General features: G+C 48.2%; 18 protein-coding genes and 1 pseudogene. 16 read left to right on the top strand and 3 right to left on the bottom strand.

The genetic code is table 11. From position 1 onward, the window contains the following. Positions 1 to 11 precede the first annotated feature (11 nt). From IPL71_RS09495 to IPL71_RS09540, 10 genes are all read left to right on the top strand, one after another. Entirely contained in the window at positions 12 to 1,187 is a 1,176-nt protein-coding gene (locus tag IPL71_RS09495) for an MFS transporter (protein ID WP_345321020.1), read from the top strand. Next, positions 1,171 to 1,305 (top strand): hypothetical protein, encoded by a 135-nt coding sequence (locus IPL71_RS09500; protein ID WP_345321022.1) that lies wholly within the window; start codon positions 1,171 to 1,173, stop codon positions 1,303 to 1,305. Before IPL71_RS09495 ends, IPL71_RS09500 begins: the two co-directional genes overlap by 17 nt. A gap of 15 nt (positions 1,306 to 1,320) precedes the next feature. Further along, positions 1,321 to 2,151 carry a Gfo/Idh/MocA family protein gene (locus IPL71_RS09505; RefSeq protein ID WP_345321119.1) on the top strand — a complete coding sequence of 277 codons (831 nt, stop codon included), beginning with the start codon at positions 1,321 to 1,323 and terminating at the stop codon, positions 2,149 to 2,151. Positions 2,152 to 2,257: 106 nt separating this feature from the next. Next, positions 2,258 to 3,358, top strand: a complete 1,101-nt coding sequence (locus tag IPL71_RS09510) for an ABC transporter ATP-binding protein (protein WP_345321024.1) — start codon at positions 2,258 to 2,260, stop codon at positions 3,356 to 3,358. A gap of 105 nt (positions 3,359 to 3,463) precedes the next feature. After that, positions 3,464 to 4,123 carry an extracellular solute-binding protein gene (locus IPL71_RS09515; RefSeq protein ID WP_345321025.1) on the top strand — a complete coding sequence of 220 codons (660 nt, stop codon included), beginning with the start codon at positions 3,464 to 3,466 and terminating at the stop codon, positions 4,121 to 4,123. Further along, positions 4,038 to 4,712, top strand: a complete 675-nt coding sequence (locus tag IPL71_RS09520; RefSeq protein WP_345321121.1) for a sugar ABC transporter substrate-binding protein — start codon at positions 4,038 to 4,040, stop codon at positions 4,710 to 4,712. Before IPL71_RS09515 ends, IPL71_RS09520 begins: the two co-directional genes overlap by 86 nt. Positions 4,713 to 4,803: 91 nt before the next feature. Then, positions 4,804 to 5,406 (top strand): carbohydrate ABC transporter permease, encoded by a 603-nt coding sequence (locus tag IPL71_RS09525; RefSeq protein WP_345321027.1) that lies wholly within the window; start codon positions 4,804 to 4,806, stop codon positions 5,404 to 5,406. Then, a complete protein-coding gene (locus IPL71_RS09530; RefSeq protein WP_345321029.1) occupies positions 5,403 to 5,810 on the top strand; it encodes a carbohydrate ABC transporter permease in 408 nt (135 codons plus the stop codon). The genes IPL71_RS09525 and IPL71_RS09530 overlap by 4 nt, the downstream gene beginning before the upstream one ends. Before the next feature lie 2 nt (positions 5,811 to 5,812). After that, positions 5,813 to 6,826 (top strand): sugar ABC transporter permease, encoded by a 1,014-nt coding sequence (locus IPL71_RS09535; RefSeq protein ID WP_345321031.1) that lies wholly within the window; start codon positions 5,813 to 5,815, stop codon positions 6,824 to 6,826. Positions 6,827 to 6,909: 83 nt separating this feature from the next. Then, complete coding sequence (locus IPL71_RS09540; protein WP_345321033.1) at positions 6,910 to 8,496, top strand: alpha-amylase family glycosyl hydrolase; 1,587 nt, start codon at positions 6,910 to 6,912, stop codon at positions 8,494 to 8,496. Between the two features lie 31 nt (positions 8,497 to 8,527). On the opposite strand, the gene IPL71_RS09545 is transcribed toward IPL71_RS09540, so the two are convergent. Further along, the gene (locus tag IPL71_RS09545) at positions 8,528 to 8,794 is read right to left on the bottom strand and encodes a hypothetical protein (protein ID WP_345321035.1); all 267 of its coding nucleotides are present in this window, start codon (positions 8,792 to 8,794) and stop codon (positions 8,528 to 8,530) included. 86 nt (positions 8,795 to 8,880) lie between these two features. Between IPL71_RS09545 and IPL71_RS09550 the strand changes: the two genes are divergently transcribed. The 6 genes and pseudogenes from IPL71_RS09550 (at position 8,881) to IPL71_RS09575 (ending at position 19,610) form a co-directional block, all read left to right on the top strand. Further along, positions 8,881 to 11,004, top strand: coding sequence for an ABC transporter permease subunit (locus IPL71_RS09550; RefSeq protein ID WP_345321037.1), 2,124 nt, complete (start codon positions 8,881 to 8,883; stop codon positions 11,002 to 11,004). Further along, positions 10,997 to 11,848: a carbohydrate ABC transporter permease gene (locus tag IPL71_RS09555; protein WP_345321039.1), complete on the top strand. Its 852-nt coding sequence runs from the start codon at positions 10,997 to 10,999 to the stop codon at positions 11,846 to 11,848. The genes IPL71_RS09550 and IPL71_RS09555 overlap by 8 nt, the downstream gene beginning before the upstream one ends. Before the next feature lie 129 nt (positions 11,849 to 11,977). After that, positions 11,978 to 13,450, top strand: coding sequence for a glycoside hydrolase family 13 protein (locus IPL71_RS09560; protein WP_345321041.1), 1,473 nt, complete (start codon positions 11,978 to 11,980; stop codon positions 13,448 to 13,450). Positions 13,451 to 13,513: 63 nt separating this feature from the next. Beyond that, a pseudogene (locus tag IPL71_RS09565) lies at positions 13,514 to 14,819 on the top strand (alpha-amylase family glycosyl hydrolase). A gap of 211 nt (positions 14,820 to 15,030) precedes the next feature. Then, on the top strand, positions 15,031 to 18,375 hold the full coding sequence (locus tag IPL71_RS09570; protein WP_345321043.1) for a hypothetical protein: 3,345 nt from the start codon (positions 15,031 to 15,033) through the stop codon (positions 18,373 to 18,375). After that, entirely contained in the window at positions 18,339 to 19,610 is a 1,272-nt protein-coding gene (locus tag IPL71_RS09575) for a hypothetical protein (RefSeq protein ID WP_345321045.1), read from the top strand. The genes IPL71_RS09570 and IPL71_RS09575 overlap by 37 nt, the downstream gene beginning before the upstream one ends. Before the next feature lie 111 nt (positions 19,611 to 19,721). Here IPL71_RS09575 and IPL71_RS09580 read toward each other — a convergent pair whose 3' ends face one another. Next, a complete protein-coding gene (locus tag IPL71_RS09580; protein ID WP_345321047.1) occupies positions 19,722 to 20,468 on the bottom strand; it encodes an SIR2 family NAD-dependent protein deacylase in 747 nt (248 codons plus the stop codon). Beyond that, positions 20,465 to 21,175, bottom strand: a complete 711-nt coding sequence (locus IPL71_RS09585; RefSeq protein WP_345321048.1) for a hypothetical protein — start codon at positions 21,173 to 21,175, stop codon at positions 20,465 to 20,467. Before IPL71_RS09585 ends, IPL71_RS09580 begins: the two co-directional genes overlap by 4 nt. Positions 21,176 to 21,198: the final 23 nt, after the last annotated feature.

The following is a 21,198-nucleotide window of genomic DNA, read 5'->3' on the forward strand; positions in this document are numbered from 1 at the left end:
ATTTACCCATCATGCAAATCAAATCATCCAAAACCACCATCTTCCTACTCACAGCCGGCTGCTTTCTTTCCTTCTTTGTCTTCGGATTCACAGACAATCTCAAAGGCCCCACCCTGCCCGCCATGCTCGCAGAATTAAATATCACCTACGGCACAGGCGGAAATATTTTCTTCGGCGAATATTTGGGGTTCCTCATCGCCACACTCATCACAGGCATTCTTGCAGACCGCTTCGGATTAAAAAGCGTGATCCTTTTGGCCGGTGTATTTTTAGGTATCGGCGTTGGTGGCTATAGTTTTTTCCAGTCTGCCATACTACTCTCAGGCTCGCTCTTTGTGCTTGGTATGGGGCTTGGCGCGCTTGAGCTTGGGCCAAACGCAATCATTGTCAGCCTGCATCATGAACGCAAAGGACTATATCTCAACCTGATGGCCGTTTTGCATGGATTGGGGTCGCTCATCGCACCGCTTTTCGCAGGCTGGCTATTATCCATCAACATGTCATGGCGCTTGATCTACCGCTGGGATATTCTACTGATCGCCCTATTCGTATTGATTTTTATTTTCCTGCGCTTCCCAAAAGCAGAAGAAAAAGCACAACTTGATTTTCGTCACATTCCGCAAATCGCATTCAAAGGACAACTCCCCTGGTTCTACGCCGCAATTACATTTTATGTCGCGGCAGAGATCGGGCTGGCATCCTGGCTTGTTACCTTTCTTCAGGAAACTCGCAATATCTCAGTAACCGCCAGCAATCAATCGCTTTCATTATTTTTCGCCATGCTGATGATCGGACGTTTACTAGGCGGCTTCTTCGTTCACCGCATCGGCTACCTGCGCTCGATTCTTTTCATGACCATTGGCGGCATCGTTTGCATCGCGACTGGTTTGTTCGGCCCTCATGAAATCTCCTTCCTTTTAGCCATGACCGGCTTCTTTCTCTCAATCATCTTTCCCACCATCACCGCCGCAGTTTCAGATACACACACAGAAAATGCAAATACCGTTCTCGGCGTCCTCTTCACATTCGCAGGACTTGGCGGCGTTATTGGTCCGTGGCTCATCGCGTGGAGCAGCGACCTGTTCGGTTTACAAACAGGTCTTTCACTGATTATTTTATTTATGCTGATCCTGCTCATCTCAGTCGCAACACTTATGAAAAGGATTTCAAATGGACAAAATACTTAACTGGGGACTCCTCTCGACTGCAAAAATAAATCGCGCCTTGATCAATCCACTCACCGCATCAAATCGGACCCGTTTACTGGCCGTTGCTTCGACAAGCATTTCCTCCGCTGAAACATAGGCACACGAGTGGAAAATCTCACGCGCGCACGGTAGTTACGAAGCCCTGCTCGCCGACCCTGAAGTAGACGTGATCTACAACTCACTTCCCAATCATCTGCACGCCGAATGGACGATCAAAGCTTTACACGCCGGCAAACATGTGCTGTGTGAAAAACCATTTGCATTAACACTAGCCGAAGCAGACGCAATGAGTCAAGCCGCACGCGAAACCGGCAAAGTAGTTGCAGAAGCATTCATGTATAGACATCACGCGCAAACCTTGAAAGTAAAAGAAATTGTAGAGAGCGGTGTGCTGGGAAAACTACAACTTATCAAAGGTTCGTTCACCTTTACACTGACGCGTGAAGGCAATTACCGCTGGATGGAAGAGGCTGGCGGCGGCAGTATCTGGGACGTGGGATGCTATCCCATTTCTTATGCACGGATGATCGTCGGCGCTGAGCCTGTTGAAGTATCTGGCTGGCAGGTTACAGGTCAGGGTGGAGCCGATGAGTCTTTCGTCGGACAGATGCGATTCGAGAGCGGAGTCCATGCTCAGTTTGATAGTGGATTCAATTCCCCATTCCGCTCAATGGTCGAGATCGTAGGCACGGATGCTTCGTTGAATATCCCCAACCCATTCAAGCCCGGGAAAATAAATGAAGTATTTATTTCACGCGGCAATATACAGGAAAAAATAAAGATAAAAGGCGATGAGTTATATCTTGGTGAAGTGGATGATCTATGCGATGCAATCATGAAAAATAAACAGCCGCGCATCTCGCTTGAAGACAGCCGTAAAAATATTGCGGTTATTCTTGCTTTTATCGAATCGGCGAAAACAGGAAAAACAACCCGGCTTTAGAGTTTTTTGTTTACCCAAACAACTAACTCGTTCTTGAAAACCATAGGGCAAATAAAGACCTTGTGATTATAATAATGCCACTATACTTTTCAACTGGAGGATTCCCATGGCAAGCGTTACGTATCAGAACGTGTTCAAGCAATTCGGTGATCTCATGATCATCAAAGATCTCAACATCAATGTTGAAGATAAAGAGTTCCTTGTATTGGTCGGCCCGTCAGGCTGCGGTAAAACAACCGCCCTGCGTCTGCTGGCTGGTCTGGAAGAAATCACGGATGGACAGATCATCATCGGTGACCGCGTGGTAAATGATGTTGCCCCGAAAGATCGCGATATTGCCATGGTCTTCCAGTCTTATGCGCTGTACCCGCATCTTTCGGTCTATGACAACATGGCCTTCGGGTTGAAGCTTCGCAAAACACCAAAAGATGAAATCAAGCGCCGCGTGAGTGATGCGGCTGAAATTCTGGGCATTACAGATTTGCTTCAGCGCAAACCGCGCCAACTCTCCGGTGGTCAACGCCAGCGTGTGGCTGTGGGACGCGCGATCGTGCGTGAACCAAAAGTATTCCTTTTCGATGAGCCGCTTTCAAACCTGGATGCAAAACTGCGTGTTCAAATGCGCGCCGAGATCAGCAAATTGCATCAGCGCTTGCAGACCACTTTCATCTATGTGACCCACGATCAAACCGAAGCCATGACCATGGCTTCTCGAATCGCGGTCATCAATAAAGGTAAATTGCAGCAGCTTGATACTCCGCAAAATTTGTACGACTATCCAAACAATCTGTTTGTGGCTGGCTTTATCGGCTCGCCTGCCATGAACTTCTTCCCCGCCAAACTTATCAAGGAAGGCGATAAAGTGATTGTGGACGCTGTTGATTTCAAAGTACAGATTCCGGAAAAACTTGCAGGTCCATATAAAAATATGGGCGGCAAGGATGTTGTATTTGGCATTCGCCCTGAGAATATTCATGACCCCGAATTCGCCCCGCAAAACATTTATGGCGAGAAGGTCTCCTCCAGAGTGGATGTAACCGAATTAATGGGTAATGAGACTCTGCTTTACCTTGTCAGTGGTAAGAATACATTTGTAGGCCGCGTTGACCCGCGTTCGAAACTGCGTGTCGGCGATACAACCCAGGTGATCTTCGATATGGACAAGTTCCATATCTTTGATGCAAGTACCGAAGATGCAATTCGGTAAATCTTTGTAAAAGGCAGGTGGTTCGCTCAGCAAATATAATTACAGTTATCGTGTTCGTGCAGAATTAAAAAAAGTTTCCCTAAATATTCAAGGAGTAATAAGAGAATGAAAAAGAATCTATTTGTTTTGCTGAGCGTACTTGTTGTCGCCTCGCTCGCCCTCGCCGCTTGCGGTGGTGGAACTCCCGCCACTGAAGCCCCTGTTGTTGAGGCTACCGAAGCTCCTGCCACAGAAGCAGCCGCTACCGAAGCCCGGATGGAAGTTGTTGAAGTAACCTTCTGGCATGCTTATGGCACCGGTTCCGCTGAAGAGACAGCCATGGCTGCTATTCTTACGCAGGCCGCGATCGATATGCCCCAGTACAAGATCAACGTTCTTCAAGTCCCTTTCAACGACATCTTCAATAAGTACGACACCGATGTTGCTGCTGGCGGCGGACCAGACATGTTCATTGCCCCGAACGATAACCTCGGTGGACAGGTTCGCACCGGTACAGTTGCTGACATCACCGACATTGCCGCTGGCAAACTTGGTGACTATAGCGAACTTTCCCAGGGCGGCATGATGTACGACGGCAAGTTGTACGGTATTCCTGAATCCTTGAAGGCTGTTGCTTTCTGGTACAACAACCGAAATGCTCCCCACTCCTCCTGCTACAACGGACGAACTCAAGGCCCTTATGGAAGGCGGCACACCTGTCTCCATTTCCTATGGCTGCTACCACCAATACGGCTTCTTCGGTTCCTTCGGCGGACAGATCTTTGATGCTGATTTCAACTTCGTTACTGACGAAGCCAATCAGGCCAATGTAACCGCTGCGGTTTCCTACCTCAACGAACTCTATCAAATCTCCAAGACCAACAGCTGGCCCAAGAATGATGCCGATGGTCTCGCTCCCTTCACCGAAGGCACAGTCGCTGCCATCACCAACGGTAACTGGGCCATGGGCGATTATCGCAAGGCTCTCGGTGACAAACTCGCCGTAGCCCCATTGCCAGCCGGCCCTGCAGGCGCTTCCAACCCGCTCCTCGGTGTTGATGGTTACTACTTCACCCCCAACAGCGCGAACCTCGAAGCCGCTGTTGATGTTGCTCTTTACCTGACCAACGCCGCCGCTCAAACCTCCATGATGAATGATGCCGGCCACGTTCCTTCCAACACCACCGTTGAAGTGACCGATCCCCTCATCCAGGGCTTGCTCGATGCGTTCGCCACATCCTACTTCCGCCCTCAGGTGGAAGCCATGGGCAACTATTGGGGCAACTTCTGCGGTACCGATCAGGTCTTTGAAGCTGGCACCCCCGCCGCTGACTGGGTCGCCGCAGGTTTTGAAGGCGCTACCAAACCCAAATAAGTTTAGTTTGTAACACCGCAATACAAAGGAGCGGACGGGTCACACCGTCCGCTCCTACACAATATGGTTATTCTTATCAGGAGAAACAAACATGGAATTAGCAAATAAGAAAACTGCCAAATCCAAGATCAAGCGGAATTTGCTGCCATATTATTATCTTGTCCCTGCCTTTCTAATCATGGGGGTGATTACATTCTATCCATTAATTTATCAGTTAATTATTTCTTTTACCAACTTTGAAACACAGCACCTGTTGCTCGGGTTAAATGACCCGGACCTTAAGTTCATCGGATTTAAAAACTATATTGACATTTTCACCGGTGCATTGCCGGTTGAGAACTTCAATTTTTTTCGAGTACTTGAATTCAACTTTTGGTGGGCGTTCAGTAATGTAATGCTTCATGTACCAGCCGGTGTTTTAATCGCTACAATTCTAAACACGGAAGGTTTATGGCTCAAAAAGATATACCGCGCCTTGTATATTCTCCCGGTAGTTGTTCCGCCCATCGTGGTTGCCACCGTCTGGCGCAATATCTTTGATGAACAATACGGCGCCATGAATCAATTCCTGACCGTGATCATGTCACTTTTAGGACAGACAGACCCCGTTCGCTTGCGATGGCTCACCGAATTTAGCCCCCCCATTCCAGGCTTTCTTCCCGGCGCACCCTTACACTCGCGTATTACTCGATGATGATCGCCAATTTCTGGCTGGGCTGGCCCTTCATGTCTGTTGTTGCCACAGGCGCACTGCAAAGCATCCCCAAGGATTTATACGAAGCCGCATCCATAGATGGCGCAACTGGAAATCAACAATTCTGGAACATCACGGTTCCGCTGCTTAGGCCAGCCATGATCCCGGCGGCGGTATATGGCTTTACCCTCTCTTTCAATCTATTCAACTTCGTATTCTTTATGACCGGAGGCGGACCTGCGCGGTCTACCGAGCTTCTGGTCACGTTTGCTTATAACCTTGTCCGCAACCTGCGCTGGTTCGGTGTAGCCGCTGCCTTTGCGGTTATCATTTTCTTTGTGGCATTGATCGTCCTTCTTGTCACCAATCGTATCACCCGCGCCACACAAAGCTATTCGGAGTAAATATGAGCACAAACTCGCCAGCCTCCAACAAAAATTTGTTGATCCGCTTTTTGACAATGAATACCTCCGGTCAAACCAGCGGACGCAGCCTGCCGCTCTGGAGACAATTGTTAATCCAGGTGCTGTGTATCTTTATCTTATTCAGCGTGATGTTCCCCATCATGTATATTCTTACCATGTCGCTTAGTTCAAAGACCACACGCCCGTCTTCTTTGGAATTATTCCCCAAGGAAATTTCCTTCGAGGCCTACAAGCAGGTATTGGATCACCCAACGGGAAATCCGGTCTCATTTATTGAACTGCTTCGCAACAGCGTACTCCTATCTGTTGGAGTCGGAGCCGTGGCGTTATTGGTGGCTGTCACCGCCGCGTACGCCTTCTCGCGTTTCAATTTCAAAATGCGCGAAGTGCTTATGGTATTGGTCTTCATTCCGCTGCTGATGCCTGGAGTGGGGCTGGCAACCCCGTTATATCTCCTATTAAATAATTTTAAAGTTATGGACTGCGGAAAAGATGTAATGGCCTTCATGCCCTTATTTGCCTGTGATGCGGGCATCAAAGGCAAGCTGATCTTTAATCTGCGTGACTCACTGCTTGGCGTAGGTATCGCCATCACAGCCGGAGCTCTCCCTTTCGCGATCTGGAATCTCAAGGGATATCTTGATACCATTCCAAAAGAACTGGAAGAAGCCGCCGCCATCGACGGTGCGGATGCAAACCAGACCTTCTGGAAGATCATTTTGCCCCTCGCCGCGCCCCAGCTTGCCGTCACCTTCTTCCTCGGCTTCATCGGCCACTGGCAGGAATTTGTCACCTCATGGCTTTTCCTCTCCCAGCCCAAAGACTACACCCTCGCCATGACCCTCTATAACATGACAGGTCAATACGCCAGCAGCATCCCGTGGAATCGCTTTGCGGCAATGGCGGTCATCGTGGCGTTACCCGTGGCGTTTGTTTATATCGCGCTCCAGAAACAAATCGTTGGCGGTCTTACGACAGGCGGCGTCAAAGGTTAAGCTGCAAAAGTTACACTTATTATTTCCTCTTCCTTCTTTTTACGAAAAGCGGGAAGAGGAAATTTTTTGCCCCAGAGTCATTCATGCTTAAAAGATTTTTTTTCACGCTGTTACTTTTTTCTTTTCTATCAGCATGCGCATCCCCCGTTCCTGAGCCTGCCACAACGACAGTAACAGCATCCACGCCCGAACAGCTCACACGTCAGGATTGGTGGCGCGAGGCAGTATTCTATGAAATATTTGTCCGCTCCTATTACGACACAAACGATGACGGCATTGGTGACTTCAACGGCATCACTCAAAAATTAGATTATCTTGAATCTCTGGGCGTCAACGCCATCTGGCTCATGCCTATTAATCCATCCCCCTCCTATCACGGGTACGATGTCACCAACTATTACAACGTCAACCACGAGTACGGCACAATGGATGATTTCAAAAATCTATTGGCAGAAGCTCACAAGCGCGACATCCGCATCATCATTGACCTGGTTCTTAATCACACATCCAGTCAACATCCGTGGTTCAAGAACGCCAACAGCGACCCGAATTCACAATACCGTGATTATTACGTCTGGTCTGAAACAGGCAAAAGCGGACAATGGCACGCGGGCAATCAAGGATATTATTTTGGGCTTTTTTGGGGAGGCATGCCCGATCTAAACTATAACAACCCCGCCGTCACAGCCGATATGTTAAAAGTGACAGATTTCTGGCTCAACGAGATCGGCATAGACGGCTTCCGTGTGGATGCCGCCAAGCATCTTATAGAAGACGGCGAAAAAATTGAGAACACCCCTGCCACGCACGCCTGGTTCAAGGAGTTCTACACCGCCTACAAGGCTCAAAATCCTGAAGCCTATACGATCGGCGAAGTATACGGAGCCGGTTCATCAGTTATCAAATCCTACACAGGCGATCAACTTGATCATATCTTCAACTTCGAAATGTCCAGCGGATTCATGAACAGTGCAAATGGCGGCGCAAATTCAGGGATCACCAGCGCATTTAAATTTGCCGCGCAGGATATGCCCAATTTCAACTTTGCCACCTTCCTCACCAACCACGACCAAACCCGCTCCATGTCGGTATTTTACGGCAACATTGACAAAGCCAAAGTGGCATCATTTTTAATGCTCACGTCACCCGGCACACCGTTCATTTATTACGGTGAAGAAATTGGCATGCAAGGACAAAAACCGGATGAAGATATCCGTCTGCCCATGCAATGGTCAAATTCAGCCAATGCAGGTTTCAGCACACACCTCCCATGGCGCGCGCCTAATAAAGACTATACAACAACTAATGTAGAAGAACAACTTCAAGATTCGAACTCACTTCTCAATCACTACCAGACTCTCATTCAACTGCGCAAAGAACATCCGGCACTACAAACGGGCAGCGCCACCCTGATCGAAACAAACAATCCTGCTGTATTTGCACTCTTACGCAGCAGTGAAAATGAAAATATTTTGGTAGTTGTAAATTTAAGTAACTCTCCCATTTCAGATTACCAATTGGAGTTGAAAGAAAGCACACTGCCGAACGGCACCATTACTTCCACGTCATTGTTCAAGACAGCACAAGCCCAAACACTTGAAATCACAAGCGGAACATTCAGCGGATACAAACCCATTGATGAACTCCCCTTACCAAACATATCTCTTTGAACTCAGATAATTTTACGCCTGATACTGCTATTTATTCTCCAAATAAAATCAGTATAATAAAATAAATGAGCGATATCAAAATTCCTAAAACAGAAATTGAGATGCCTGCAATGGCAAGTTTACTTCGCTCGGTTTTCAAACTTAATACACCAAGCACAATACCAAGAATACTCGCAACACTGCCGCACATGGGAATAATCCCCGCGCACAAACTGATCACACCCAACGCGGCAGACGCCACCGCATAGAATCTGGCGAACCGCAATTCAGGATCAAAACTATTCGGATCAACTTCCATATCAAACCTCCGCAAGATAAACTGCAAATTCAATTCTACACATAATCCCATATTTGTGGCTTGCAACTCAAGATCGTATCAGTCAAATGAAAAAAAACACTCGTTCACTCATCTATATACTTTTCAGTCTGCTCGTTATTTTGATCGCCTTTGGATTACGCTTTCACGCTATAAACACACTGCCGATCGATTTTGACGAAGACGATTATTTACGCGCCGGACAGGAATACGCGCATCTGATTCGGACCTCAAACTGGTCCGGCTTTCTGGAAGCAAACTATCGCTCTGAGCATCCCCCGCTGGCAAAGATCATCATGGGCATCAGCATCCTCGCTGAGCCGGAAGAACCCCTCACTCCCGAAGCAGCGACTTCCGCCAGTCCAAACAAATTCCTGCCGCGCGGACTGGTTCACTCGGCGCGCACGATCAACGCCATAATTGGCACGCTGACCGTCGCCATTTTGACGATCCTTAATCCACTGGCCGGGCTGGCACTTGCATTACACACACTAACCATCAAATACGTTTCCCAGATCATGCTGGAAGCCCTCCCCGCACTGACCAGCCTGATCGCAGCGATCAGCTATCTGAAATGGAAACAGGCCAAACGTTCAGGGATGAACCGCTGGTTAATTTTATCCGCCGTTTCTCTCGGGTTAACAGCTGCATCCAAATATCTTTACTGCGTTGTCGGCATTGCCATTCTCGTTGATTGGATATTGGACGCCAAAGAAAAAGACACACTCAAAACCTCCATGCGTACCATCGTGTTTTGGGGCATGTCGGCTGTGATTGTGTTCCTCGCATTCGATCCCTATCTATGGCCGAATCCATTGGCACGGCTCGCCGAATCCGTCTTTTATCATTCCGGTTATTCATCGGGAGCGGTTGAAGTAGAGAACGCGGGCTTCCCGGTCTGGCAGCCATTCTCGTGGCTATTCTTTTCTCCCTACTGGTGGCACGATGGTGTCTTCGCATTTCCATTCGATCCATTCATCACGGTGCTGGCGCTCTTCGGTTTGAAACGCTTATGGGCAAAAGAAAGACTTTACATTTTCTGGCTGGGAATCGCCATGGCCTTTCTGCTGGTCTGGCCCACCAAATGGCCGCAATACATTGTCATTATCACAGTGCCGCTTTCTCTCGCTGCAGCAGAAGGGATATATCTTCTTAAAGATAATCTTCTCGAATGGTGGCAGGCACGCAAGACGCAAGTCAAAATTCATTACAACAAAATGGAAACACGCCGTGCGCTGCCCTGGCTTATTCCGGGATTAATTGCCTTTGCCGCGCTGACTATTTTTCCTCTGCTTTTTCAATTGGCGGTTTCCTTCATTAGTTTAAATGGAGGCACGCTGCGAGATGGATTTCAAGGCGGCATCTGGCGCGAATTCTGGGGCGGTATTACCGGGCAGATCAGCCCGGATGCTTTCGCCGAGGATGGCAAGGTCCACTTTGTTGGCTTCCTTTGGTATGCCGATATTCTTAATTGGGTCGGATCAATGGGTCTGCCATTCTTCAACACCATGTGGACCATTCTCTCCGTGTCATTACAAACTGCGCTGGGAGTTGGCGCCGCGCTTTTACTCAGGCAGCGCGGAATTAAATTCCGCAAGGGATGGCAGGCATTATTCATCCTGCCCTGGGCCATTCCCGAAGCGATTGGTACCATGCTCTGGTTAAACATCTTTGCGCCGATATCTGGCTGGCTGGTTCTGGCAATTAACAAATTCAGTCCTGATACCACTTCCAATATTTTCAAGAACTGGGAAGGCAGCCAAAACATGTCATTGGTAGTGCTGCTGATCGTGGCGCTCTGGTATGGATTCCCCTTTATGATGCTGGCCGCCAGTGCAGGCCTGAAACTACTTCCCCTGGAAGTGTTTGACGCCGCTTCGATTGACGGTGCCAGTGCGTGGCAAACTTTCCGCTATGTGACCTGGCCGCTGCTTATGCCATTGGTCGTGCCGGCAATTATTATCCGTGCCATCTTTGCGTTCAATCAATTTTATCTATTCCAAATGTTTTATTTTATAGATGATAATTTCAACATGTTCACTTTTGCGCGCCTTTCCTATTTTATGGTTTATGACTGGCGGGATTTCACGGGATCGGCTGTTGTTAACATCATCACCATTCTCCTGCTCATGATCTTCATTTTCCTCTTTAATCGCTGGAGCAAAGCAGGCGAAGGAGTAACTTATGCGTAACAAAATAAAACCATTCCAGCAGATCCTCTCACAGTTTGCACTCGCACTGATCGGTTTGTACGTTTTTCTTCCGATCTGGGGCATTCTGCGCCTCGCCTTTGACGCATCGATCAAAAATCGTCCGACCGAATTCCGCTGGTTCCCTAAAGAGTTTAGCGTTCAACCGCTCCTGAGCGTATTGGACCGTCCCTATCAATCAGTTTCTTTCATTACCCTTTTTCAAAATAGTTTACTGGTTTCCATCAGCGCGGCAATTGCTGCGGTGATTCTGGGAATCAGTCTCGCTTATGCCTTTGCGCGATTTCGTTTCCCTGGCCGTCAAAGCGGACTATTTCTGATCCTGCTGACGGCTGTCCTCCCGCCGGTTGCGTTTACGACACCGCTTTATCTCCTGCTTAGTTTGCTAAAAATACGCACAACCCTGGCCGGATTGTCCATCGTGTATGCTGCATTCGCCATGCCATTCTGCGTCTGGAATTTACGCGCTGCATTTCAGGCCATTCCAAAAGAACTTGAAGAGGCTGCTTTTCTGGATGGCGCGGGATACTTCACCACGTTCTGGCGCATCACCCTGCCGCTCGCAACACCATCCATCGCAGTCGCCGCGCTGATCGCCTTCCTGATGGCCTACTCTGAATTTACCATTGGCTGGCTGTTCGTTGAAAAAGCGGAAACGGTCACACTCGCCATGTCCATTTATGCCATTCTCACCTCTGGCACAGCCCAACCGTGGAGTCAGATCGGGTCGCTTGCCATTTTAATGTCTGCGCCTGCGGTGGTTATATTCCTTATTTTCCAAAATACGCTGCTCGAACGAATGATGTTCGGCTCGACTGGTGATTAAATCCGCCTGCTTTACGAAAAATCCAAAATAGCCGGTAACGCATTACAATTAACCACGAACAACGGAGAGCATCCTGATTTCAAATGGATAAAACAAACTCTCTCGAAAATTTTATGATTGAGGAAAACAATGTCAACACCTGATTGGGTCAAAGATGCAATTTTTTATCAAATATTCCCGGACCGCTTTGCAAAAAGCGGAAGAAACCCCGCGAGCACGCTGCCGTTTGAAACATGGGACTCCGCACCCACTCCGCACGGATTTAAGGGGGGCGATCTATACGGTGTGATCGAAAAATTGGATTATTTACAGGAACTTGGGATTACTGCGATCTATTTCACACCTGTTTTTGCCTCAGCTTCCAATCACCGATATCACACCTTTGATTATTACAACGTGGACCAGTTACTCGGCGGCAATGAAGCATTAAGAAAATTGATCGATGAAGCACACAAGCGCGGAATGCGCGTGGTGTTGGATGGTGTCTTCAATCATGCCAGCCGCGGTTTCTGGCAATTTCATCACGTATTGGAAAACGGCGCAGGCTCTCCCTATGTAGATTGGTTCTATTTTGATCCTGAACGACTCAAAGGCAACAAACGCTGGGGCGCCTACCCGGCAACCGGTGAACTGCACGCCCTGCAAAATGGTGAAGGAAGTTTGAACGCGATCGGTTATCAAGCCTGGTGGAATTTACCCGCACTGCCAAAATTCAACACCAACACACCCGCTGTGCGCGATTTTCTATTTGATGTTGCTGAATATTGGGTCAAGTTTGGCATTGACGGCTGGCGGCTGGATGTCCCCGGCGAAATTGACGATGACGAGTTCTGGCGTGAATTCCGCAGACGAGTGCGCGCCATAAACCCTGAAACTTATATCGTTGGAGAGATCTGGCATGAGGCGCAGCGCTGGCTGCAAGGTGACCAGTTTGACGCGGTAATGAATTACCTTTTCACTGCCGCATCCTTGAGCTTCTTTGCAAATTCACATTTAAATATAAGTATCGTCACACAAGCCGGCGGACTTAAAGACCGCGTTCGCAATATGCATGCGTATGATTTCGCCAACGAAGTGGACCGCATCTTAAATATCTATCCGCGTGATATTACGGAGTCGCAGCTGAATCTGCTCGACAGCCACGACATGCCGCGCTTTCTTTCCTGCGTCAGCGGTGATAAGTCTTCGCTTAAACTCGCGTGGCTGTTCATGTTCACCATTTCCGGTGCGCCATGCCTATTCTACGGCGATGAGATCGGCGTGGATGGTGGACACGATCCCGAGTGCCGCAAGTCCTTCCCATGGGATGAAAGCAAATGGGATAAAGACCTGCTCGAATATGCAAAATCCTGCATCACCTTGCGCAAGGAATACCCATCATTGCGCAGAGGCGAGTACAAACGTGTCTACGCTGAAGGTGAAGTAATGGCGTATACGCGCTCATATCAAGATGAAAAAGTAACGGTGGCTTTCAATGTCTCCAACAGTGAACAAACCGTTGAGCTTTCATTCGAGAAAAAACCGGAAATCCTGTTTGGAAACCCTGTGATCTCGGGCAATAAAATCGCCATTCCACCACGCAGCGGAGTTGCGATCAAATAGGAAGATAAAGTTCAGGCTTAACCGCCTGAACTTTAATTAAATCATCAAAATAAAATACATATCATGAAGTCTTCCCACCAACCCATTCCACCTGTAAAGCTCATTCATCCTGAATGGAGCAAGGATGCGGTTATCTATCAGATCAATACCCGTCAATTCACCCATGAAGGAACGTTCACGGCCGCAGAAACACACTTACCACGACTCAAAGATCTGGGCGTGGATATTTTATGGTTAATGCCCATCCATGAGATCGGAGAGAAAAACCGCAAAGGAACTTTAGGCAGCCCATACGCGGTCAAGGATTATTACAGCGTTAATCATGAATTCGGAACCATGGAGGACCTGAAGCATTTTGTTCAGGCAGCACATGCCATGGGAATGCACGTCATTCTGGATTGGGTTCCCAATCACACTGCCTGGGATAGTGTCCTCGCCAGCGCACACCCTGATTGGTATGCCCGTAACTGGAAAGGCGACTTTCACCCAACGCCGTGGTGGGACTGGTCAGACATTATTGATCTGGATTATTCCAAGCCGCAGGTTCGCGAATATATGTCAGAGGCGATGAAATTCTGGGTACGAGAAGCAGATGTCGACGGATTCCGATGCGATGTGGCGGGCTTTGTCCCCATCGATTTTTGGAATGTTGTCCGCAAGGAATTGGATGCGATCAAACCAGTCTTCATGCTGGCAGAATGGGAATCACGTGATCTGCATGAAGAAGCCTTTGATATGACCTATGCCTGGAGTTGGTACGACACCATGCTTGCGATCGCAAAAGGCAAAGCCGATGTCAACGCGCTTTTTATTTATTACTCGTGGAACGAGAAAGCCTATCCATTCGACATTATGCGTATGCTCTTCCTCAGCAATCACGATAAAAACTCATGGGAAGGAACACAGCACGAGCAATTTGGCGATGCAGTGAATGCCGTCATTGCGTTGTCTGTGGTCAGTGAAGGCCTGCCGCTGCTCTACAATGGACAGGAAGCCGGTGAAAGCAAGCGACTTCCCTTCTTTGAAAAAGATACCATCGACTGGCAGGAACATCCGGTCGGCGCGTTGTATAAAAAGCTGTTCGCATTGAAAAAGAAAAACACCGCACTGTGGAATGCGAAATGGGGCGCAAGAATGATCCAGGTACCGAACACCGTTGCCGACAAAGTATTCAGCTTTGTACGTCAGAATGAAAAAAGACAAAGTCTTTGCCGTATTCAATTTTTCTACAGAATCACAGACCGTACAATTCCATGAAAGCCTATGCCACGGAAACTATACAGATTTCACAAACGAACAGCAGGTTGAAATATCCGACTCTACTCAATTGAAATTACAACCCTGGGCATATCACATATTTATCAAGTAATTTCCCATTTATATATAAAGACCATTTCAAAAAGCGAATTCAACTTCAAACTCAATTCGCTTTTTGATTCTCAAACTGGCGTCTTTTGGCAGTCAGACAAGCCAAACACAGGGTATGATGAGCGCGTCCCGAGAAACAGATTCGTTGTTTTAGGGTTGTAAAATCAGGAATTATTTTTATTTGCCGGGCAATCAAGACAATGGAGAATGGTATGACAGAAAATCAACCGCGGAAACCTGAAGACATCCTCAGAGAGATTCTCGACAAGTTAAAAAGCGGTGATGACGTTGAACGCATAAATGGCATTGAGCAACTACACTCGCTTACATACAGCAGCGAAGCCATCCGCAACGAACTTGAAAAACTTGCGCTGCATGACGAGAACGAAGATGTCCGCAAGGATGCGCTTGCCGCGCTTGATCTCTCCACGCAGCGCAATGTCCGCAGCCGTTTCAACAAGGTCGAACGCGGCAATCGTCATGTTCTTTTGGCGGAGATCGGCGAATGGCAAAAGCTTGGAATTTTAAAAGGCCACGCTGCTGAAGTACTTCGCCGCCGATATGATTTCGACCTCACGCCTGCCCCTCCCCCCAAACAAACGCATCAGACTCCGCCGAAACCTGCTCCTGCCCAACCGGCAGTTGCTTCACCCGTGGCATCTCCGTCAGCACAACAGGCACCCGCCCCCGTTGTCCAGCCTGAACCGGTTAACATTCCAGCAGTGGCAGTCAGCGTGCCTTTATCCACCCCACAGCCAAAACCACAACCCATCCCCAGCGGACCGCGCCCCACGCTCCTACAAACCCTTTTAAGCGAAACCAGCATCAAGATCGCGTTATATCTTGGCGCATTCTTTGTGGTTGCTTCTGCTGCCATTCTCGCGGCATTATCTCCCGCAGCACGTTTGCCGATTCTTATCATCGCCACGATCATCTTTGGCGGACTCTCCGTCGCCATTCGCAAGAGGTTGCCGCAACCAAGTTTTGCGCTCTTTATTGTTTTCTCCTTCCTGCTGCCCATTACCGCAAACGTGATGGAAGAATCCCTTGATCTATCTTTACAATTCAGCGCCGCCTATTGGGTATTCGTCTCCGCATTTATGGCGCTGGTTTGGGGATTCGGAACGTGGCTATACGAATCCCGCGTGTTCAGCGTTACAGCATTTGTGGCCTTTTCAGTTGCACTCTTTCGCATCGGCGGGATGTTTGATGCCGAAGCAGAATTTTATGTGCTGATGTTGAGCCTGACTGCGATCACCGGTCTGGCTGGCACATGGGCGCTCAAAACATGGAAAGACAATACATTCTCACTTCCGCTTTTCTTTACTGCGCAAGTTTTCCAAATCGCGGTGATCGGCGCATCGATCACACTTCTTTTCATGCAAGCCTTTGAGCCATCAACAACGCCGCTCTGGAATCTGGCTTCTGCCTTTACGTGGGGATTTGCGTTTATCTTTTATTCAGTTTCAAATTTGCTATTCCCCATATTTTTCTTCCCGTGGCTGGCTGCTGCAACGCTCATTCCAATACCGTGGTTTATCAGCCTCGCCCTGCGCCTTGAAGATACAGGGACTGTGATCCTGTTTGCAGGCTGGGGCTTGCTCACCGCGATCTCTGGTGACATCGTTCACAGGCTACAAACAACGCGGCAATACAGCCTGCCGGTATTGCTCGCATCCATTCCTACATTTGCAATTGCAGTAATCAGCGGATTTTACAGAACAGAGGTTGGGCTGGCGACGGCGTTCAGTGTGTTTATGGTCTACGGCACACTACATCTCCTCCGTCCGCGTGGATGGTTGTGGGCGCTGGCTTTGTTCAACTTTATCATCGCCTACTTTGCTATTTTCGCCTTACCCTTTATTACCAAGCTAAACATCCTTGAAGGGTATCCGCTCCTGGTCTTGAGTCTGATCTTCCTTTTGCCAGATCTATTCCTAAAAGCAGATTTTTCGATCGATCAGGCATGGCGTATTCCCCCGCGTGTTTATGGCGCATTATTCACTGCCTATAATTTTATTGTCTTTGCGCCGGCTGAAACATCACCGCTGATCAACACGGCTATTATCTTTGGTATTTATGCGGTCTTCTTTGCGACATATGCCATCCGCTACGATCAGGCGTGGATCGGCTACATTGCGACCACGGCGCTTGCCATCAGTATTTTATATACATTAAATCATTTCAATTTGAATTTCTGGCTCGAAGCCTTAAGTATTCTGAGTGTGATCTACTTCTTCAGCGGGTACAAACTCAGGAAGGTCGAAGTCCGCGCGGCGTGGCGCACCATGCTTGAAGCCAGTGGATTAATCCTTGGCAGTATTCTTTCTCTGGTGGCATTGACCGCACTAAAAGAACACAGCGGATGGTTCATTGCGTTAATCAGTTTGCTGTTTATCGTGCAAATGTACAGCCATAAGCAGGGACTATTTGAAATTGGCGCCCATGTCGTTTTATCGATTGCCGCATATTTGATCTTGTTGGATTTCAACATACAGGAAAGCAGATATACTTTAATGGCCTTAAGTCTGGTGATCCTCAGCCTGGACCTGATCTTGTCCCGCACCTATCACTCTCCGCGTTTATTGGAGTGGATCGCGAAAGGTTTGGGTGCAGTGCTGGCGCTTCTTGCCAGTCTGGCCTTGATCGGGGAAAGCGACCTGCTGCGCATCTCTGTCAGTTTTGCGATCTACACTGTTTTCTTTGCGATCTATACGCTTGTTCAGCGCAAAGCGGCGTATGGGTTTATTCCCGCCGCCTATCTTGCCCTGTCGATCTTCGTCGCGCTTGAATATGAAAATTTGGACGCATGGCTGCCTGTGCTGACAGGACTCGCGGTCTTGTATTATGTAATTGGATTCGCCATCAGAGGAATCAAAGCTCACACAGGCGAACCCGTTTCATGGTCAGAGATGATGCGTGTGAGTGGATTAATACTCAGCTCCATCGTGTCTGCATCCGCTTTGATCATGGAAAAAGACTTCGGCGGATATTTCATCGCTGTGACTGCATTCCTGTTCATTGTGGAAATGTTCGTACGCCAAAACGGCTGGTTGGAAGCGGGCGTGCATTTATTTGCAGGGATGTCTGCTTTTATGCTACTGCGGGAGTTCGAAGTGACAGAGCTTACGTATTATTTTCTTGCAATCGGCTCGGTCTGGTTAATATTGGATATGTTCTTCTTCAAAACATTTAAGAGTGCACGGCCTCTTATGCAAATTGTGTGGGGACTTGGCGGTATCGCCGCGGTTGCAAATGTTGTTTTGTTGTTCATTTTTGGAGTGGAGCACCCATCACAAACTGCAATTTGTTTTGGCGTTTACACTTTGCTGTTTCTCGTAAATACTTACCTGCGCAGAAATCCGCTGCTTGGTTATATCCCGGCTGCATATTTCCCGTTGACTATTTTTTACACGCTTGATTTTTTCAAACTCGATCTATGGCTCCCAGCATTGACTGTGCTTGCTGTTCTATACTTTGCGTTCGGGCTGCTCTTTGGCAGCAAAAAGATTGGGGTGAAATGCTGCGCAACGGCGCGCTGGCGTTGGGAAGTGTGATCTCATTGAGCGCGTTGTTCATTTTCAAAGAAAATAGCGGATGGTTCATGGCTATCATCGCGTTTCTATTTACGGCGGAAATGTTTGTGCGAAAGGAAAGTCTGTTCGAAGCAGGGGCGCAACTATTTTTCTCAACTGCAATCTTTATGATCCTGCATGATTTCAATGTGACAGAATTTGCATACATCGCGCTTGCGATCAGCTTACTTTGGCTTGGCTTGGATGCCATCTTGTACAAGACCTATCCTGCGCCGCGTCTGTTCGCCTGGCCAATGCGCGGTCTGGGCGGCGCGCTTGTGTTATGGAATGCCGGATATTTGATGATCAAAGGTGTTGATTTTCCAGAAGTGTCAGCGATCTGTTTTGGTGTTTATTCCATCGTTCTGCTTGCGTATTGTTTGTTATATCAACAGCCGGTTCTTGGATATAGTGTCACTCTGTTTTTTATCTTCACTGTGATTTACATCATGCGCGCACTGGGATTAAACGAATGGTTCGTACCGATCGCGGTCATCACCGCGTTTTACTATGGGCTGAGTCAAATGCTGCCGAAGGATACGCCAAAGAACTCTGTGTTGGATAATTTCACCTGGTCATTCGTCTTATGGACAAGCGGATTGGGTTTCGGATTGATCACATCTTTTCTTGCGCCGATCAAAGGCGGACTCTCAGCCGCGATCCCTGCTGCAGTGACCGCAACCATGATTTCAGTGGAAGCTTTCAAACGCCGCAATGTGTGGCTGGGATTCCCAGCCAATGCGCTATATCTCATGTCCTATTTTATTTTGCTGATGGAACTGAATGTGGATGAACCGCAATTCTATTCCATCGGCGCTGCGCTGCTGGGCATGATCCAGCATTACCTGCTGACACGCATCGGCAGCAAGGCGGGCACCTTCCTGATGGGTATGGTTTCACAGCTGGTCTTGCTGGGGACTACTTATATTCAAATGGTGAACACAGGCGAGTTGGCTTATTTCTACGTCATATTCTTTCAATCACTTGTAGTATTAACTTATGGAGTTGTCATTCGCTCACGTAGTCTCGTATTAGCGCCGATTGGATTTGTAGTACTTGGAGTAATCACAGTTCTTTACAGCGCCCTAAAAGGAATCTCAGCGGTTGTGCTGATCGGATGTTCAGGAATCCTTTTGCTCTTATTGGGTGTTCTGGCCGTACTTATGCGGGAACGAATTACAAAACTTGGAGAAGTCTTGAGCGACTGGCGGGCATAGGATAGCAAGCATTATCAGCAAACAGCACATCGTTCTTAAACAGAAAACACTCACTGACCGTTAAAGACAGTGAGTGTTTTCTGTTTCACCATTGTCACTGCGAAACATATATCACATACCACTCTTCCATACCGCTTTTACCAGCTCCGGCAATATCTCACCTGACTTTCCATGCAACGCAAAGTCAACTTTGGGTGTAAGCGGAGTTGGTTCTGCGTTGACTTCGATCACAACCGAGCCTTCGGCTTTTGCAGCACTTGCCAGCGCAGCAGCCGGATGCACAACACCCGATGTGCCGATGGAGAAGAAGACTTGACAAGTGCGTGTTGCCTGTACGGCTGCTTCTAACTGGTCTCGCGGCAGAGACTCTTCAAACCAGATCACATCAGGACGCAACAAACCGTTGCAATGTTCACAGCGCGGCACAAATTCAAGGTCATCTCCCCAGGTTTCAGCAAACATCCCGCATTCTGAACAGCGGACATTTAGGATATTGCCATGCAGCTCAAGAATATTTTTACTGCCTGCCATGCGATGCAAACCATCCACATTCTGTGTGATGAGGGTGAATTCGGGAATATTCTTTTCCATTTCCACCAGCGCGTAATGGCCTGCATTCGGACGCGCGCCTTTAATTGCCTCACGCCGGAATGCATACCAATCCCAAACGAGTTTGGGGTCTCGCGCAAATGCCCGGGGAGTAGCTAAATCTTCCGGCTTGTATTGTGCCCATAGACCGGACTGGGCGTCTCTAAAAGTGCGGAGTCCGCTTTCTTGTGAGACACCAGCTCCAGTTAAGACAGCGACACGCGATGCTTTCGTCAAGTATCGAATCAGTTCAGGAGGAAATTCAATCATGGCTTTAACAGTGTGGGAGTTGGAATTAAAGATGGAGTGGGAGTTGGCGGTTCGCAATCCAATAGAGTTAAGCTTTCGCTAAAGATGGCCGTCCGCCCGATCTCGCGTGTTTTGGCATTGGTGGCAACAAATTGATATTGAATCCAGGCGTTTTTGAAAGCATCGACGCCTTTCATTTCTTCTGAAATTAAATCATGTGTAAATGTGCCCGCGCCAAGGTTTTGCGTGGGGATACTTGTCCATTCGCTAGTTGCTCCAGACTGTTTACTTTTAAAGCGGACAAACAAAACAACAAAAGCCACATTCACCGGGTCGCCGGCCTGCGCCGTGAATTTTACAGAAATGGGTTCACACCCTGCGGTCTTATAAAATGCCGTGCCTGAAACAACGACCGAAACAAACCCTTCCATTTGTACGCTTGGGGTGGCTGTATTCGGTGTGATCAAAAATAATGGTGTTTCTGTTACCAGAGTTGGGGTAAAGTCGGGGGTGCGTGTGACTGTCTTCAAACCTACCAACGTAGGCGTGACCGTATATGTAGGCGTGGGAACAGTGGGCGTGGGACTTGGGATTTCAGTGGATGTATTATTAACAAACACAGGCACGGGCGAAAACGTTGCAGGTTGAGCCGAAAGAAATTGTCCCGGTGTGATGGAACAGGAGGAAAACAGAATCGTGCAGAGCAAAAAAACAATAATTTTTTTCATGGTAAAAATCAAATCCCTTTCAC

The sequence above is a fragment of the Candidatus Villigracilis proximus genome (assembly GCF_016717045.1).
Classification (GTDB): domain Bacteria; phylum Chloroflexota; class Anaerolineae; order Anaerolineales; family Villigracilaceae; genus Villigracilis; species Villigracilis proximus.

Coding starts and splice junctions, on each gene's coding strand:
- IPL71_RS09495 (WP_345321020.1), top strand. CDS start 12: ATGCAAATCAAATCATCCAAAACCACCATCTTCCTACTCACAGCCGGC.
- IPL71_RS09500 (WP_345321022.1), top strand. CDS start 1,171: ATGGACAAAATACTTAACTGGGGACTCCTCTCGACTGCAAAAATAAAT.
- IPL71_RS09510 (WP_345321024.1), top strand. CDS start 2,258: ATGGCAAGCGTTACGTATCAGAACGTGTTCAAGCAATTCGGTGATCTC.
- IPL71_RS09515 (WP_345321025.1), top strand. CDS start 3,464: ATGAAAAAGAATCTATTTGTTTTGCTGAGCGTACTTGTTGTCGCCTCG.
- IPL71_RS09520 (WP_345321121.1), top strand. CDS start 4,038: ATGGAAGGCGGCACACCTGTCTCCATTTCCTATGGCTGCTACCACCAA.
- IPL71_RS09525 (WP_345321027.1), top strand. CDS start 4,804: ATGGAATTAGCAAATAAGAAAACTGCCAAATCCAAGATCAAGCGGAAT.
- IPL71_RS09530 (WP_345321029.1), top strand. CDS start 5,403: ATGATGATCGCCAATTTCTGGCTGGGCTGGCCCTTCATGTCTGTTGTT.
- IPL71_RS09535 (WP_345321031.1), top strand. CDS start 5,813: ATGAGCACAAACTCGCCAGCCTCCAACAAAAATTTGTTGATCCGCTTT.
- IPL71_RS09540 (WP_345321033.1), top strand. CDS start 6,910: ATGCTTAAAAGATTTTTTTTCACGCTGTTACTTTTTTCTTTTCTATCA.
- IPL71_RS09545 (WP_345321035.1), bottom strand. CDS start 8,794: ATGGAAGTTGATCCGAATAGTTTTGATCCTGAATTGCGGTTCGCCAGA.
- IPL71_RS09550 (WP_345321037.1), top strand. CDS start 8,881: ATGAAAAAAAACACTCGTTCACTCATCTATATACTTTTCAGTCTGCTC.
- IPL71_RS09555 (WP_345321039.1), top strand. CDS start 10,997: ATGCGTAACAAAATAAAACCATTCCAGCAGATCCTCTCACAGTTTGCA.
- IPL71_RS09560 (WP_345321041.1), top strand. CDS start 11,978: ATGTCAACACCTGATTGGGTCAAAGATGCAATTTTTTATCAAATATTC.
- IPL71_RS09570 (WP_345321043.1), top strand. CDS start 15,031: ATGACAGAAAATCAACCGCGGAAACCTGAAGACATCCTCAGAGAGATT.
- IPL71_RS09575 (WP_345321045.1), top strand. CDS start 18,339: ATGCTGCGCAACGGCGCGCTGGCGTTGGGAAGTGTGATCTCATTGAGC.
- IPL71_RS09580 (WP_345321047.1), bottom strand. CDS start 20,468: ATGATTGAATTTCCTCCTGAACTGATTCGATACTTGACGAAAGCATCG.
- IPL71_RS09585 (WP_345321048.1), bottom strand. CDS start 21,175: ATGAAAAAAATTATTGTTTTTTTGCTCTGCACGATTCTGTTTTCCTCC.